The organism is Stenotrophomonas sp. B1-1 (genome assembly GCF_010894375.1).
GTDB lineage: Bacteria > Pseudomonadota > Gammaproteobacteria > Xanthomonadales > Xanthomonadaceae > Stenotrophomonas.
Genome location: NZ_JAAIUZ010000011.1, coordinates 230,209 through 246,331, shown reverse-complemented (window position 1 = coordinate 246,331; position 16,123 = coordinate 230,209). Strand labels below are relative to the sequence as shown.

General features: G+C 68.8%; 13 protein-coding genes. 9 read left to right on the top strand and 4 right to left on the bottom strand.

The genetic code is table 11. The features are described from left to right. Positions 1–132 precede the first annotated feature (132 nt). A complete protein-coding gene (gene pdxH, locus G4G00_RS09040) occupies positions 133–732 on the bottom strand; it encodes a pyridoxamine 5'-phosphate oxidase (RefSeq protein ID WP_164272760.1) in 600 nt (199 codons plus the stop codon). Between the two features lie 40 nt (positions 733–772). Between pdxH and G4G00_RS09035 the strand changes: the two genes are divergently transcribed. The 6 genes from G4G00_RS09035 to mdtD all read left to right on the top strand — a co-directional run bounded on the left by G4G00_RS09035 (position 773) and on the right by mdtD (position 6,274). Beyond that, positions 773–1,600 carry a kinase gene (locus G4G00_RS09035; RefSeq protein ID WP_108753850.1) on the top strand — a complete coding sequence of 276 codons (828 nt, stop codon included), beginning with the start codon at positions 773–775 and terminating at the stop codon, positions 1,598–1,600. A 74-nt stretch (positions 1,601–1,674) separates the two neighbouring features. After that, complete coding sequence (locus G4G00_RS09030; protein ID WP_108756910.1) at positions 1,675–2,217, top strand: shikimate kinase; 543 nt, start codon at positions 1,675–1,677, stop codon at positions 2,215–2,217. After that, positions 2,214–3,326 carry a 3-dehydroquinate synthase gene (aroB, locus tag G4G00_RS09025; RefSeq protein ID WP_164272757.1) on the top strand — a complete coding sequence of 371 codons (1,113 nt, stop codon included), beginning with the start codon at positions 2,214–2,216 and terminating at the stop codon, positions 3,324–3,326. The genes G4G00_RS09030 and aroB overlap by 4 nt, the downstream gene beginning before the upstream one ends. 85 nt (positions 3,327–3,411) lie before the next feature. Further along, positions 3,412–3,651, top strand: coding sequence for a WGR domain-containing protein (locus G4G00_RS09020; protein ID WP_108753853.1), 240 nt, complete (start codon positions 3,412–3,414; stop codon positions 3,649–3,651). Between the two features lie 25 nt (positions 3,652–3,676). Beyond that, positions 3,677–4,759, top strand: coding sequence for a uroporphyrinogen decarboxylase (gene hemE, locus G4G00_RS09015; protein WP_108750768.1), 1,083 nt, complete (start codon positions 3,677–3,679; stop codon positions 4,757–4,759). A gap of 90 nt (positions 4,760–4,849) precedes the next feature. After that, entirely contained in the window at positions 4,850–6,274 is a 1,425-nt protein-coding gene (gene mdtD / locus G4G00_RS09010) for a multidrug transporter subunit MdtD (protein ID WP_108753854.1), read from the top strand. Between the two features lie 368 nt (positions 6,275–6,642). Here the strand turns inward: mdtD and G4G00_RS09005 are convergent, their stop codons facing one another. Further along, positions 6,643–10,164 (bottom strand): hybrid sensor histidine kinase/response regulator, encoded by a 3,522-nt coding sequence (locus tag G4G00_RS09005; RefSeq protein WP_164272754.1) that lies wholly within the window; start codon positions 10,162–10,164, stop codon positions 6,643–6,645. 96 nt (positions 10,165–10,260) lie between these two features. Further along, positions 10,261–13,809, bottom strand: a complete 3,549-nt coding sequence (locus tag G4G00_RS09000; RefSeq protein ID WP_164272751.1) for an ATP-binding protein — start codon at positions 13,807–13,809, stop codon at positions 10,261–10,263. Between the two features lie 165 nt (positions 13,810–13,974). Between G4G00_RS09000 and G4G00_RS08995 the strand changes: the two genes are divergently transcribed. The 3 genes from G4G00_RS08995 to G4G00_RS08985 are packed head-to-tail and all read left to right on the top strand — an operon-like array spanning position 13,975 to position 15,764. After that, positions 13,975–14,619, top strand: coding sequence for a YceI family protein (locus G4G00_RS08995; RefSeq protein WP_164272749.1), 645 nt, complete (start codon positions 13,975–13,977; stop codon positions 14,617–14,619). Next, positions 14,616–15,188: a cytochrome b gene (locus G4G00_RS08990; protein ID WP_108753858.1), complete on the top strand. Its 573-nt coding sequence runs from the start codon at positions 14,616–14,618 to the stop codon at positions 15,186–15,188. Before G4G00_RS08995 ends, G4G00_RS08990 begins: the two co-directional genes overlap by 4 nt. Before the next feature lie 3 nt (positions 15,189–15,191). After that, positions 15,192–15,764: a YceI family protein gene (locus tag G4G00_RS08985; protein ID WP_108750774.1), complete on the top strand. Its 573-nt coding sequence runs from the start codon at positions 15,192–15,194 to the stop codon at positions 15,762–15,764. A 33-nt stretch (positions 15,765–15,797) separates the two neighbouring features. On the opposite strand, the gene G4G00_RS08980 is transcribed toward G4G00_RS08985, so the two are convergent. Beyond that, the gene (locus G4G00_RS08980; protein WP_164272746.1) at positions 15,798–16,025 is read right to left on the bottom strand and encodes a glutaredoxin family protein; all 228 of its coding nucleotides are present in this window, start codon (positions 16,023–16,025) and stop codon (positions 15,798–15,800) included. Positions 16,026–16,123 lie beyond the last annotated feature (98 nt).

Sequence of the window (16,123 nt, the reverse complement as noted above, 5' to 3'; positions counted from 1 at the left end):
CGAAAGGCCAACCAAGGTTGGCCACTACCAGAGCAATGGCACCGCGCAGCCCGGTAGGTGTCGACCTTGGTCGACACAGCAAACCGCCAACCAAGGTTGGCGACTGCCAGAGCAGCGCGGCCCCGGCGTCGATCACGGGTACAGCAGGCGCTTGCTCCAGCGCCCTTCGGCACCCACTTCGTAGCACCAACGCTCGTGCAGGCGGAACTGCGCGCCGTACCAGAACTCGATGCGGTCGGGCACCACGCGCAGGCCGCTCCAGCCGTCCGGGCGCGGCACGTCCTGGCCTTCGAAGCGTGCTTCCACCTCGGCCACGCGCGCATCGAATTCTTCGCGGCTGGCTAGCGTCTTCGACTGCAATGACGCCCATGCGCCGATCTGGCTCATACGTGGGCGACTGGCGAAATAAGCATCGGCCTCAGCATCGGCCACCTGCGCGACCCGCCCTTCAATGCGCACCTGAATGCCGGCCTCGCGCAGGCTGCGCCACAGGAACAGCAGGGCCGCCTGCGGGTTGGCCTGCAACTCGCGGCCCTTGTGGCTGTCCAGATGCGTATAGAACACGAAGCCACGTTCATCGAAGGCCTTCAGCAGCACGGTGCGCGCCGACGGACGGCCCTGCGTATCGGCGGTGGCCACGGTCATCGCATTGGGCTCGACCTCGCGGCTCTGCCTGGCCTCCTCGAACAGGGCGGCAAAGGTGGACAGGGCTTCGGCGTAAAGGTCGCTCATGGTTCGCTTCTTCTCACTCGGATTGGGCTATTGTGGCGGCATGGTTGCTGCTGCGTACATGCCCGTGGTGAAAGGATTCCCCGAAACGCTTGCCGAGCAGGCGCTGGATGACGCGCTGGCCAGTACTGCCACGGTGCCAGTATTGGCCATCAGTGGCGTGCAGGGGAGCGGCAAATCGACGCTGGCCGCGCAGGTAGTTGCGCGCGCGCGGTCACGCGGCCTGAACGCGGCGGCCCTGTCCATCGACGATGTCTACCTGACCCGGGCGCAGCGCCAACGTCTGGCCCGCCAGGTGCATCCGCTGCTGATCACCCGCGGCCCGCCCGGCACCCACGACCTGCCGCTGGCCCACACAGTGCTCGACGCGGTGGCCGCGCGCCAGCCGCTGGCGCTGCCGCGCTTCGACAAGCTGGCCGATGAGCGCCTGCCCGAAGCGCAGTGGTCGGCGCTGGACGCACCGCTGGACCTGCTGGTGTTCGAAGGCTGGTTCCTGGGCACGCCCGCGCAGGCCGATGCCGAACTGGACAGCCCCTTGAACGCGCTGGAGCAGGAGGCCGACCCGGACGGGCGCTGGCGGCGCTGGTGCAACCAGGCCCTGGCCGACCACTACCCGGCGCTGTGGCAGCGCTGTGACCGCCTGTGGTTCCTGCAGCCGCCGGATTTCTCGGTGGTTCCGCGCTGGCGCTGGCAGCAGGAACAGAACCTGCAGGCGGCGCAGCCTGGTCGCCATGGCATGACCCGCCCACAGCTGGAGCGCTTCGTGCAGTACTACGAGCGTGTCAGCCGCCAGGCGCTGCGCGCCCTGCCAGCGCTGGCCGACCACGTGGTGCAGCTGGACGGGCAACGGCAGGTGCAGGCCGTGCGCTGACAGCGCCGCGCGGATGCTTCCAACCGCAACCATCGTGCCGGGCCCGGGGCGTGAAGGTGTTAGCATCACAGGGCATGAATCCTGCTCCGAACCTGATCCTGATCGGCCCGATGGGCGCCGGCAAAACCTGCATCGGCCGCCGCCTGGCCGAACGCTTCACGCTGCACTTCGTGGACGTGGACCAGGCCATCGTCGATACCGCCGGCGCCAGCATTCCGACCATTTTCGAGCACTCCGGCGAAGCCGGCTTCCGCGCCCATGAACGCCAGGCCCTGGCCCAGGTGCTGGCTGGCCAGGGCCAGCTGGTATCGACCGGCGGCGGCGCCGTGCTGGACCCGGACAACCGCGCCCTGATCGCCCAGCGCGGCTTCGTGGTGCACCTGCATGTGAGTGTGGCGGCCCAGCTGGAACGGCTGGCCCGCGACAAGGGGCGCCCGCTGCTGCAGCGCCCGGACCGTGAGCAGGTACTGCACGACCTGGCCGCCGTGCGCGACCCGCTGTACCACGCGCTGGCCGACATCACGCTTGACACCGACCCGTACACCGCCGCCGATGCGACCGCCCAGCTTGTCGTCAAGCTGGCCGCGCAATGGCAGCGCCAGGACCTGAACGCATGACCACCCCTTCCCTGCTGCAGGTCGCCGTTGCCGGCGACCGTCCCTACACCATCACCATCGGCACCGGCGCCCAGGCCGACGGCGCTGCGCTGGCCTCGCACGTGCGCGGCCGCCACGTACTGCTGCTCAGCGACAGCGGGGTGGCGCCGCTGTACCTGCCTGCCCTGCGCGAGGCCCTGCTGGCCGCACGCCCGGACCTGATCGTGGGCGAACACGTGCTGGCCGCCGGCGAGGCATCCAAGACCCTGGCCGAATTCGGCCGCGCCATCGAAGCACTGGCCGCGCTGGGTGCCACCCGCGATGCCTGCGTGTTCGCCCTGGGCGGCGGCGTGGTCGGCGACCTGGCCGGCTTTGCAGCGGCCTGCTGGATGCGGGGCGTGGACTGCGTGCAGCTGCCCACCACCCTGCTGGCCATGGTGGATTCGTCGGTGGGCGGCAAGACCGCGGTGGATATTCCAGCCGGCAAGAACCTGGTCGGCGCCTTCCACCCGCCGCGCGCGGTGATTGCCGATACGCGGGTGCTGGCCACGCTGCCGCCGCGCGAACTGCGCGCGGGCCTGGCCGAAGTGGTGAAGTACGGTGCGCTGGGCGATGCGGTGTTCTTTGAATGGCTGCAGCAGCACGCCGAGGCTCTGGTGGCCGGTGAGCAGGCCGCGCTGGCCGAGGCCATCGCACGCAGCTGCCGGCACAAGGCCGCCATCGTCGAACGCGATCCCTTCGAGAAGGGCGAGCGTGCGCTGTTGAACCTGGGCCACACCTTTGGCCACGCCATCGAGACCGAGCAGGGCTACTCGGCGCCCGGCCGCGATGCCCTGAACCACGGTGAGGCGGTGGCGGTGGGCATGGTGCTGGCCGCGCGGCTTTCCACCGATCTGGGCCTGGCCGACGATGCCGACCGCGTGCGCCTGCAGGCGCTGCTGGAACGGCTGGGGCTTCCGGTGGCCATTCCCGCCGGGCTGGACCCGCAGGCCCTGCTGGGCCGCATGCGGCTGGACAAGAAGAACGTGGCCGGCCGCCTGCGCCTGGTGCTGTGGCGGGGCATGGGCCGCGCCGAAGTGGTGCCGGATGTGGATGAAGCGGCGGTGCTGAAGGTCCTGGGCGCGGGCTGACCGTTTCCGGCGTCGCCGGGCATGGCCCGGCGCTGCCGACGGCGCGTTGCGGCAGGGCTCACCCCTGCCCCGCTACAATCGGCCCATGCATGTCTACCTGCAACATCCCGATGCCGGTGCGCAGGCGCCGCGCTTCCTGCGCCTGACCCTGCTGCCGGACCTGTTCGGCGGCTGGGAACTGCTGCGCGAGAGCGGCCGCGTCGGTGCGCGCTCGCAGCTGCGGCGCGAGCTGTTCCTGCAGGCCGATGAAGCCCGCCATGCCTTCGACAAGGCCCGCGATGCCGAACTGCATCGCGGCTTCCAGATTCTTTCGCACGGCGATTGAGCCGCTGCCCCTCTTCGCCCAAGGAATGCCCATCGTGACCAGCCCCCTCCGCAACGATCGCCTGCTGCGCGCCCTGCGCCGTGAACCGGTGGACTGCACCCCCGTCTGGCTGATGCGCCAGGCCGGCCGCTACCTGCCGGAATACCGCGCGACCCGGGCCAAGGCCGGCAGCTTCCTGGGCATGGCCAAGAACCCGGAAATCGCCTGCGAAGTGACCCTGCAGCCGCTGCGCCGCTTCCCGCTGGACGCCGCCATCCTGTTCTCGGACATCCTGACCATTCCCGATGCGATGGGCCTGGAGCTGTACTTCGTCGAAGGCGAAGGCCCGAAGTTCCGCCATCCGGTGCGTGACGAAGCGGCCATCGCCAAGCTGGCCGTGCCGGACATGGAACAGGACCTGGGCTACGTGATGGACGCGGTGCGCCTGATCCGCCGCGAACTGGACGGCCAGGTGCCGCTGATCGGCTTCTCCGGCAGCCCGTGGACGCTGGCCTGCTACATGGTGGAAGGCGGCGGCAGCAAGGATTTCGCGCGCATCAAGGCGATGGCGCTGAACCACCCGCAGGCCCTGCACCGCTTGCTGGAGGTGACCACCGAGGCGGTGATCGCCTACCTGGGCGCACAGCGTGCCGCCGGTGCGCAGGCCCTGCAGGTATTCGACACCTGGGGCGGCGTGCTGTCGCCGGCGATGTACCGCGAGTTCTCGCTGCGCTACCTGCAGCGCATTGCCGAAGGCCTGGAGCGTGGCGAAGGCAGCGAGCGCACGCCGCTGATCCTGTTCGGCAAGGGCACCGGCCTGCACCTGGAAGCGCTGTCGCAGACCGGTGCCGATGCACTGGGCCTGGACTGGACGCTGGACCTGGACGAGGCGCTGCGCCGCACCGGTGGCCGGGTTGCCCTGCAGGGCAACCTGGACCCGACCACGCTGTACGCCTCGCCCGATGCGATCGCCGCTGCGGCTGCGCGCGTGCTGGACACCTACGCCGCCGGCAACGGCGGTTCGCGCGAGGGCCACGTGTTCAATCTGGGCCACGGCATGTCGCCGGACATGGATCCGGCGCACGTGCAGGTGCTGGTGGACGCGGTACACAGCCACAGCCGCCGCTGATCGAGTCAAATACGTCACGGCGCGACGTTTATCGCGCCGTGACTTCACATGGGCGATCATGGCCGCCCCGCTCCACCGGCTCCCCACGCCATGTCCGATCCGTCCGTGCCGGCTTCGCCGTCCGACTACGCCCGTTTCCGTCCCCTGCTGTGGCTGGTTTCACTGGCCATCTTCATGCAGATGCTGGACTCGACCATCGTCAACACCGCGTTGCCGGCCATGGCCGCCAGCCTGGGCGAAAGCCCGCTGCAGATGCAGTCGGTGGTGTTCAGCTACGCGCTGGCGGTGGCCACGTTCATTCCGGCCTCCGGCTGGATCGCCGACCGTTACGGCACGCGCCGCACCTTCCTGGTGGCGATCATCCTGTTTACCCTGGGCTCGCTGGCCTGTGCGCTGGCCCAGCACCTGCATCAACTGGTCGGCGCGCGCGTACTGCAGGGCATCGGCGGCGCCATGCTGCTGCCGGTCGGTCGACTGGCAGTGATGCGCTCGGTGCCGCGCGAGGATTTCCTGCGCGCGATGAGCTTCATCGCCATTCCCGCGCTGATCGGCCCGCTGATCGGCCCCACCCTGGGCGGTTGGCTGGTGGAGATCGCCTCGTGGCACTGGGTGTTCCTGATCAATCTTCCCATCGGCGTGATCGGTTTCATCGCCGCCATGAAAATCATGCCCGACCACTACGCCAGCCACCGCGTGCGCTTCGACCTGCGCGGCTACATCATGCTGGCCTTCGCCATGGTGGTGCTGTCGCTGGCACTGGATGGCATTTCCGGACTGGGCACGCCGCACGCACTGGTGATGCTGATGACCGTGGCCGGCCTGGCGGCGCTGGTGGGCTACTGGCTGCACGCGGCCAATTCCACCGCGCCGCTGTTCTCACTGGCGCTGTTCCGTGTACCCAGCTACCGCATCGGCATCCTCGGCAATCTGTTTTCGCGCATCGGCAGCAGCGCCATGCCGATGCTGATTCCGCTGCTGCTGCAGGTGGGCCTGGGGCTGGGTCCGATGCACGCCGGCCTGATGATGGTGCCGGTGGCCGCCGCTGGCATGGTGTCGAAGAAGCTGGCGGTGAAGCTGGTCGAGCAGTACGGCTACCGTCGCGTGCTGATGGTGAACACCGTGCTGGTGGGCCTGGCGATGGCCAGCTTCATCCTGATGACGCCGGGCCAGCACCTGGGTTGGCGCCTGTTGCAGCTGGCGTTCTTCGGCGCGGTCAATTCGCTGCAGTTCACCGTGATGAACACCGTGACCCTGCGCGATCTGGATCGCGAGTTCGCCAGTTCCGGCAACAGCCTGTTGTCGATGGTGATGATGCTGGCGGCCGGTTTCGGTGCGGCGGCCGCAGGCAGCCTGCTGGCAGCGTTCGGCACGCACCTGGAAGGCCATGGCGCCACAGCGGCGCTGCATGCCACCTTCATCTGCGTGGGTGCGATCACCCTGACCTCGACGATGATCTTCTGGCAGCTGCCCGACACCAAGCCCGAACCGCGCCAGGTCGAATCGGTCGCGGAGTAGTTTTTCGGCAGGGCTTGCAGCCCTGCACCTGCTGTAGAGTCGAGCCATGCTCGACTGAAGCAACGTCAAAAGCAGGCATTCCGTGGGATGGCGGGATGGGTCCGGTTGCGGGGGACGCCGTAAATACGTCCCTGTAGGCTCGGTCGCGCCATCCATGGCGCTCACGCCCCCGCAACCGGCCCCACCCCGCCTTCGACAGTTGGCCGCGATCTGGCGGAACGGCACGGGGTCGGATCCCGTTGCTACGCAACGGGCTCTGACCCAAGGGAAAATTCGATATCTGACAGAGTGTGTCGACCAAGGTCGACACCTACCAACAGCAGAGTTGCCCCAAGCAGGTGCAGGGCTGCAAGCCCTGCCAACACACCCTACCGCCCCAGCACCCGGGCGATGGCTTCGACCAGCAGCTCACCGGTCACGGGTTTGCGCAGGAAGCCTTCGATGCCGGCCGCTTCCACCTGCTGCTGCAGATCCGGATCGGTGCGCGCGGTCACCGCCAGCAGCGGCAGGGTGTAGCCCTGGTTGCGCAGGTGCTGGGCCAGTTCGAAACCACTCAGGCCGGGCAGGTCCAGGTCCAGCAGGCCCACATCGAATTCGCCCGCGCTGATCTCGCGCAGCGCCGCCAGCGCATGCTCGGCATGCACCACCTCGTGCCCGCGCGCGGTCAGCAGGCCCGTCACCACGTCCGCCACGGTGCCATCGTCTTCCACCAGCAGCACACGCAGCGCCGGCAGGGAGCTGGCCGTGCCATCACCCTGCAGAGCGGCAGCGGGGTCACTGCCCTCCTCCAGGGCCAGCGGCAACGGCAGCCAGACCGCGAACGCGGTTCCCGTGCCCAGCTGGCTCTCCACCCGGATGCGCCCTTGCATGGCCAGGGCCAGTTCGCGGCAGATCGCCAGGCCCAGCCCGCTGCCGCCGTACTGGGCGGCGGTGCGTGCGCCATCGGCCTGTTCGAAACGGCGGAACAGACGCTGCTGCTGCTCCTGGCTGATGCCCGGACCAGTATCGCGCACGTCGAAGTACAAGCCATCATCGTCGTAGCGCGCGTGCAGGGTAATGCCGCCGCGCGAGGTGAACTTCACCGCGTTGGACAACAGGTTCAACAGAATCTGACGCACGCGCATGGCATCGCCGGTGGCCTGCAGCCCTGGCGGCAGGGCGTTGTCCAGGCTGAAGCGCAGGCCCTTCTGTGCGGCCAGCGGCCCCATCAGCGCCGCCAGGTCCTGCAACAGGGCGTTCAATGCGAACGGACGCGACTGCAGTTCCAATCGCCCCGATTCGATCCGCGCCAGGTCCAGCGCGTCGTTCACCAGGTGCAGCAGGTGCTCGCCAGCGTGCCGGATGGACTGGGTATAGCCGCGCTGCTGCGGATCCAGCGGCGATGACAGCAGCAGTTCGCTCATGCCCAGCACACCGGTCATTGGCGTGCGGATCTCATGGCCCAGGTTGGCCAGGAAGCGCGTCTTGGCCGCCGATGCCTGCTCGGCCAGTTCCTGTTTGTGCAGCGCCAGCTGGTAGGCGTGGCGGCGCTGCAGGCGGCGACGGTACAGCCAGGCGAACCAGCTGGTCAGCAGCAGCGCGATCGAGGCCAGCACCAGCAGCCCGGACAGGCTGCGCCACCACGGCGGCTGCACATGGAATTCCAGGCTCTGCACCCGCGACCAGACATGGTCGGCCGAGCGTGCCTGCACTTCCAGGCGATAGCTGCCCGGCGGCAGGCGCGAGAACAGGCGCTCGCCGGCCGGGCCCACTTCCACCCAGTCCGGATCGTAGCCAGCCAGGCGGTAGCGGTAGGTATTGGAAGCCGAATCGGCAAAGGACAGCAGTCGCGCGACGATACGCAGGTCACGGTCGCCGTCGGCAATCTGCAGTGGCGTGTCGTGGGTCAGGTCCAGCACCTGTTCGTTGCGGCGCACTTCCACCCGCTCGATCACCAGCGGCGCGCGGCGCGTGGACGGGCGTACCTGTTCGGGGTCGTACACCACCACGCCTGCCGGGGTGCCTGCCACCATGCGCCCGGACGCGGTGCTGATCAGCGTATGTTCGCGGAACTCCTGGCTGGGCAGGCCGTCGTGTACGCCATACAGGCGCACGCTCTGCCCGTCGGCGCCTACGCGCACCAGACCGCGGGCGCTGCTGGCCCAGACCACGCCCTGCGCGTCGACCACCACGCCGGTGGCGGAAATGGCCGGATAGCCCTGCTCGGCGCCGATCACCGCCTGCCGCTCCAGCCGCCCCTGGCGCCATTGGTAGCGGGCCAGTCGACCATCTTCGGACAGCCAGACCTGGCCATCGTGGCCCACATGCATGGCGTAGACCGCCGACGCAGGCGCGCCGGGCACGGGCTGGAAGCGGCCGGTCTCCGGCAGCCATTGCAGCAGACCGCGGCTGCTGGCCAGCCAGATGTGGTCCAGCGGGCCGCACTCCACGTCCAGGTTCAACTGCCCCAACTGCAGGCCGTCGCGACCACTTTCCAGTTCGCGCCGCACATGGCCATCCAGATCGCGCTGCTGCAATCCCGACGGCAGCATCAGCCACAGGCTGTCGCCATCGCAGGTCATCATCGCCTCGACCGTGCCCTCCATGGGCGCGTCGGTGGCCGCCTCACGTCCCCAGCGGCGCAGTTCGCGGGTGCGCGGGTCATAACGCATCACCGCATCGCTGGACCCGATCCAGACCTGGCCGCGTCGATCCTCGCGTACCGAGGTCAGCCAGTGCATGCCGTTGACGAAGGTGCGGTGCTGCTCGATCTGCCCGGTCAACGGGTCGAAACGGTCCAGCGCGCCATGGCTGCCCACCGTCCACACCCCGCCGCTGCTGGACGGGCTGGTACCCAGCACGAAGGCATTGCGCAGCGATGCGGGCTCGTCTTCCAGCCGCGAAAACACCGAGAACTGCCACCAGCGCGGCAGCAGGTGCCACAGGCCAGCATTGGTGCTGGCCAGCCAGATGCCGCCTTCGCGGTCTTCATACGCGCCGGTCCAGTTCGGGCGTACCCGGCCGCGGGCAATGGCGCTGTACAGCGGTACGTTCTGGAACTTGCCGTCCACGCCCCGGCCCAGGCCACTGCGGGTGTCCAGCCAGTGCCCGCCCTGTTCGTCGCGCAGCATCATGCCCAATACCTGGTCGCCGGCCGGCAGCGCCCACGGCGGTGCTTCGAAACGCCCGTCGGGGCGCCGCACGATGGCGCCGGCCAGCGTACTGATCCACAGACTGCCATCGGGTTCGGTACTGAGCCCGTTGATCATCGGGCTGGGAATCACATCGCTGCCGATCCGCTCGAAATCGGTGCCGGTCCAGCGCGCCACGCCATGCTTGGTGCCCACCCACAGGCTGCCGTCGGCCAGCGTGGCCAGGTAGGGCACGGACACGGCCGGCACGCTGCGCGGGTTGTTCGCTTCGGGCAGGAAGCGCTGCAGCCGTTCATTGCGATCCAGCCGGTACAGTCCGCCCTCATGGGTGCCGAACCAGATCGCGCCATCGGGCGTGGTCGCCAGGCTCCACACGGTGTTGCTGCCCATCAGGGGCTGGCTGCTGCGGTCGTAGAAGCGCAGTTGCCGGCGGTCGGCCGACATGCGCACCAGCCCGGCGTTCTCGGTACCGATCCACAGTTCATTGTGCGCGTCGACCAGCACGCTCCAGATACGGTTGTCGCGCAGGCCATCCTCGGAGCGCCAGATCCGGTAGTTGCGGCCGTCGTAGCGTGCCAGCCCGTCGTTGGTGGCGATCCACAGATAACCGTAGCGATCTTCGGCCATGCGATTGACCGTGTTCGATGGCAGGCCGTCGAACACCGTCACCTGGCGGGGCGTGGGCGCCACCGGCTGGGCCAGCGCGGGCACCAGGGCGAACAGGATCAGCAGCAGCGTCGCCGCCCGCAGATACGCCACCGATTGCCTCCTCACGCGTCCATGGATGGTGCCCGCAGGGCGGGCGTCGGCATGGTAAACCGAAAGGCGCGCAATTCACGCCATTAAGCTGCGCAACTACGCCGTGATCTGACGTTTGTTGCGCGCATGGGCGATGGCCGACACCAGCAGATCGCCGGTCACCGGCTTGCGCAGGAAGCCATCGAAACCGGCGGCCAGCACCTGTGTTTCGGCGTAGGCATCCGATCGCGCCGTGACTGCCACAAGCGGCAACTCGTAGCCCATCGCCCGCAGCTGGCGCGCAATGGCGGTGCCATCCAGGGCCGGCAGGTCCAGATCCAGCAGCCCCACATCGAAGCCGCCGGTGGCGATTTCGGCCAGCGCGCCCAGGCCATGCAGCACATGCACGACCTGGTGACCCCGTGCGCGCAGCAGACCCGCAATCACCTCGGCCACGGTGGTGTCGTCTTCCACAAGCAGGATGCGCAACGCCGGCAGCACCGGAACGACGGCAACCGATTCGCCGGCCGGTGGCGACGCCTGCGGCGCCCACGGCAACGGCAGGCGGACACGGAAGCGCGCACCGCGCCCCAACTGGCTGTCCACGTCGATACGACCGCCCATCGCCACCGCCAGCTCCTGGCAGATGGCCAGGCCCAGCCCACTTCCGCCGTAGCGCGACGCCGTGCGCGGCCCATCTGCCTGCTCGAAGCGGTGGAACAGACGCTGCTGCTGCTCGGTGCTGATGCCGGGCCCGGTGTCGCTCACTTCGAACACCAGCACGCCACCATCGTCCTGCAGCTGCACGCCGAGTGCGACGTGGCCGCGCTCGGTGAACTTGATCGCATTGCCCAGCAGGTTCAGCAGGATCTGCCGCACCCGCATTTCATCGCCACTCACACTCACCGGCCCGGGCAGGCGGTCTTCGCGCAGGAAGCCGAGCTGGCGCTGGTGGGCCATCGGCTGCATCAGCGCCTGCACCTGGTCCAGCAGCCCGGTCAGATCGAACGGGCGGATATCCAGCTCAAGCCGGCCGGCTTCGATGCGGGCCAGGTCCAAGGCGTCGTTCACGAGCCGCAGCAGATGGCTGCCGGCCTGCTGGATGGAGCCCGCGTAACTGCGTTGCACCGGGTCCAGTTCGGTGGCCAGCAGCAGTTCGCTCATGCCCAGCACACCGGTCATCGGCGTGCGCACTTCGTGGCCCAGAGTGGCCAGGAAGCGGCTCTTGGCCTGCGACGCCTGCTCGGCCAGTTGCTGCTTATGCACGGTCAACTGCCATTGCTGGCGCCGCCGCAGCCGGCGCCGGATCGACCACACCAGGGCCAACAGCAGCAGCGAGCCCAGCATCACGTAGCCGAAGATGGCCATGCCGCTTCGCCACCACGGCGGCAGCACCTTCACCTGCAGCTGTTGCGAGGGAGTCCAGGCACCGCTGCTGCTGGCCGCCTGCACTTCGATCAGGTACGGCCCGGGCGGCAGCCGCGACAGCGTGCGCTGGCCGTCGCTGCCCTGCTCCACCCAGTTCTGGTCGTAACCACCCACGCGGAAGCGGTAGCGGTTGCCCTGCGGGTTTGCATAGGACAACAGCCGCGCATCGATCTGCAGGTCACGGTCATCCGGGCCCAGCAGCAGCTCGCCGCCCGTCGGCAGCGGTTGCCACCCGCGCGCGTCGTCGCGGCGCACGCGCACCTGCGCGATCACCAGCTGCGATGCGGGCAGCGCGACGTCAGCTGCGTTCGGGTCGAACCCCACCATGCCGGTCTGGGTGACGGCCAGCACACGACCGTCGGCCCCCACCGCCGGCGGCCGCCCGGTGAATTCGGCGTCGGGCAGGCCGTCGCGTTCGTTGATCTGCTGCAGGCGCCGCTGCCTGGGGTCCCAGCGCAACAGGCCGCGTGGCGAGGTCGCCCATACGCGCCCATCCTCGGCCAGGGCCAGGCCGCCCATGCTGACCGGCGGCATGCCGTGGCTGGCGTCGATGCGCTGGATCAGGCGCAGGGTCAGCCCGTCCCACTGGTAGCGCTCGAACGCGCCCTGCCGGGCCAGCCACAGCTGCTGCGGATCGACCCACACCAGATCGTAGATGGCGCCACTGGATACCCCCGGCACCGCTTCGAAACGGTCGGCCTGCTCGCGCCACAGCCCCATTTCGCCCATGGCCCAGACCCGGCCGCGCGCATCGAAGCGGATCTGTTCGATCGGCACATCCGAGGCGCCGTGCAGGGCCGACAGCGGAACGGTGCGCAGCAGGCGGCCGTCAGCGGCACGCTGCTGCAACCCCAGGTTCATCACCGAAATCCACACCGACCCGTCCGGTGCCTGCCGCATCAGGTCGATGCGCTGGCGCAGGTCAGCGCCGCCGCCGATCGGCAGGTTGCGCAGTGCGCCGCTGGCCGGGTCGTACACGCTCAGTCGACCGGCACGCCCCAGCCACAGGCGTCCCTGCGGGCGCGGCAGCACCGACCAGACCGCACCGCTGCCCAGCTCTTTGTCGCTGGCCAACAGACTCAAGGTGCCCTGCGCATCGATGCGATAGACGCCATGGGCCGAACCCACGTAGTAGTTGTTGCCATCACTGGCGGCACTCAGCAGGTACTGGCTGTCCAACGGCTTGCCGTCCAGCTGGTACCAGGTGGAAAAGCGCCGCCAGTCGGGAGGCAGATAGGCCAGGCCCTGGGTCAGCAGGCCCACCCACAGCCCGCCTTCGTGGTCCTGCAGCATGTCCAGCACGCCGCTGTGACCGGTCAGGAAGCCACTGCCGCGGTCGCCCTGCAGGCGCCACAGTGCATCGGCATCGCCGCGCAGCAGGCCATCCGCAGTACCGGCCCAGTAACCGCCCTGGCGATCCGGAATGACCAGGGCCGCGCGCAGGGCCGGGCTGTCAGGCCACGCCGGCCGGCTGACCGCATCGTTGGCGTCGACACGATAGAGCCCGTCGTTCTGGGTGCCGATCCAGACCGCGCCATCGGTGTCGCGGCTCAGCCGCAGCACGCTCACATGGCTCAGCGCGCCCGCCGCGATGGCCTTGAAGCGGGTGCCATCCCAGCGCGCCACGCCGGCTTCGGTGCCGATCCACAGCCGCCCCTGCGCATCCACCAGGCTGCTGTAGATGGTGTCGCTGGGCAGGCCGGAAGGATCGGACGCATCGTGCCGGAACACCTGCAGCTGGCCATCTTCGGCCAGCCGGCACACACCGTGGGTGCTGGTGCCGATCCACAGTGCGTCGCCGGCATAGGCCAGGGTCCAGAACTGCCCCTGGCACTGCGCATCAATGCCATCGAAGGTACGGAAGCGATCACGGTCGGCATCCAGGCGGGCCAGGCCCTTGCCGTTGATGCCAAGCCAGACGCGGTCGCGCGGATCGATCAGCAGGGTTTCGATTTCGTTGCCCGGCAACGACCCGGCCTGTTCGGGGTCATGCTGCCAAACCCGCAGGGCGCTGCCGTCGTAACGGGCCAGGCCGCCATCGGTGGCCGCCCAGATGTGTCCCTGGCGGTCTTCGGCCAGTGCCACCACCATGCGCGAGGGCAAGCCTTCGGCCGCACCGAAGCGGCGCAGTCGCGGCGTTTCCCCTGCCATCTCCTGTGGTGTGGCCGCCGCCGCGAGCGACACCACCAGTGCCAGTGCGGCCAAGCCACGGCACCACCTGTGCCAACCGGTCTTCATCCTGAACCCCCTGTCCTGGCCCCGATTGTCACACAGCACCGGCGGCACTGCTGCAACAGCCTGTTTCCAGCCGCATTGCCACCACGAACTGTTGCAGCCGTGCACACGTCCAGAGCGCGGTGCTGTGCGTATGATCGGGGCTTCCTCCAACCGAGTACGTGCCCGATGCGTTTACGCCTGGCCCTGCTGCCCCTGCTGCTTGCGGTTGCACCGGCCTGGGCCGCACCCGACGTCTGGCGCATCGACCCGGTGCACACGCGCGTGCTGTTCGCCATCGACCACGCCGGCTATTCGCAGGCCCTGGGCACCATCTCCGGCAGCCAAGGCAGCGTGCAGTTCGATGGCGACAGCTGGCGCGAGGCCACGCTGGAGGTCGAGATTCCCGTGGCGCGGCTGGACCTGGGCGATGCCAAGTGGAACAAGGCAACCCTGGCCAGCAGTCTGCTGGATGGCGAACGCTTCCCCAGTGCGCGCTTCGTATCGACCCGGGTGGAACCGATCGATTCCACCCATGCGCGCGTGGTCGGCACCCTGACCCTGCGCGGTGTCAGCCAGGAGGTGGTGCTGGATGTGACCCTCAACGCGGTCAAGCGCTACCCGCTGCCGCCGTTCCGCCGCACCGCCGGCTTCTCGGCCACCACCACGCTCAGCCGCCGCGCCTTCGGCATCACCGCCTGGCCGGGTGTGATCGGCGACAGCGTACAGATCAGAATCGAAGCCGAAGCGGCGCTGGACCGCAGCGCGCGCCCGGGAACTCCCGCCCCCGACAGCCACTCCGACAGCCCGACGGCCCCGAAGGACACGCCATGACCGCCAAGAACACGCCCGCTGCCTGGGGCAGCGTCAGCCAGACCCTGCACTGGTTGATCGCCCTGCTGATCCTCGCCTTGGGCATCGTCGGCCTGACCATGGGCGAACTGCCGAAGACACCGAAGTATTTCTGGGTCTACACCGCGCACAAATCCATCGGTATCACCGTGCTGGCCCTGGTGCTGCTGCGCCTGGTGTGGCGCCTGTACGCCGGCGCGCCCAAGCCGGTGCCGGGCACGCCCAGCTGGCAGGAACGCATCGCCGGCGCCACCCACGTGCTGCTGTATGTACTGATGTTCGCCATTCCCCTTTCCGGCTGGCTGTACGACTCGGCCAGCGGCCTGCGCCCGTTCCGCTGGTTCGGCCTGGTGGATGTGCCCAAGCTGAGCGGGCCCGATCCGCAGGTGGTGGCCGTCTCCCACGCCCTGCACGAATATGGCTTCTGGCTGTTGATCGCGGTGGTGCTGGCCCATGCCGGCGCTGCCTTCTACCACCACCTGTTCCAGCGTGATGCCACCTTGTCGCGGATGCTGCCGCGTGGCTGGCTCGCCACCCCACAGAAGGACTGACCGATGACCCTGAAACTGACCACCCCGGCCGCCGTGGCCGCTGCCCTGGCCGGCCTGCTGGCCACTGCCCCGGTGCTGGCCGCCGATTACACCCAGGCCGCCGGCGCCGGCTCCATCCTGGTGTTTGCCAGCAAGTACGACGGTGAAGTGTTCACCGGCACCTTCCCGGGGTTCAGCACCAAGCTCAGCTTCGACCCGGCCAATCCGGCCGCAGGCTCGCTGGACGTGACCATTCCGCTGGCCGGCGCCAAGAGCGGCAACAGCGACCGTGATTCCACTCTGCAGGGCGCCGACTTCTTCGATGTCGGCAAGTTCGCCACCGCCCACTTCACCGCCAAGGGTTTCCGTGCCGTGGGCAACGACCAGTTCGCCGCCGACGGCACGCTGGAGCTGCGCGGGGTGAGCAAGCCGGTCACCTTCACTTTCAGCTGGAAGCCGGGCACCCAGCCGGTGCTGACCGGCAAGGCCACCGTGAAGCGCCTGGACTTCGGCGTGGGTGGCGGCGACTGGGCCGATACCAAGACCATCCCGGACGAAACCGCGATCAGCACCATCGTCAAGTTCGACGCGAAATAATGTGGGACCGCCGCCGGGCATGGCCCGGCGGCTTCACTGCACGGCCAGCCAGGCCTGCACGGTCACGGCATCGAACGGCCAGTCCAGCTCGCGGCCGCTGGCCTCATGCCGCAGCACCGGCACCCGCGTGCCGTAGCGGCTTTCCAGCGCCGGCTGGTCATCCAGGAACACCGAATCGAACTCCGGCGCCCGCGCCTTGGCCAGTTCGGCCAGGGCCAGGTCGCACAGATGGCAATCGTCTCGCTGGAACAGGGTCAGCACGATTCAGGCTCCGCCGGCGGAAATGCTGCGCCGCAGGCATGGCCCTGCAGCACGAACGGCTAGAATAGCGGCCTCTTCCGGTACCCGCAGTACGGCAA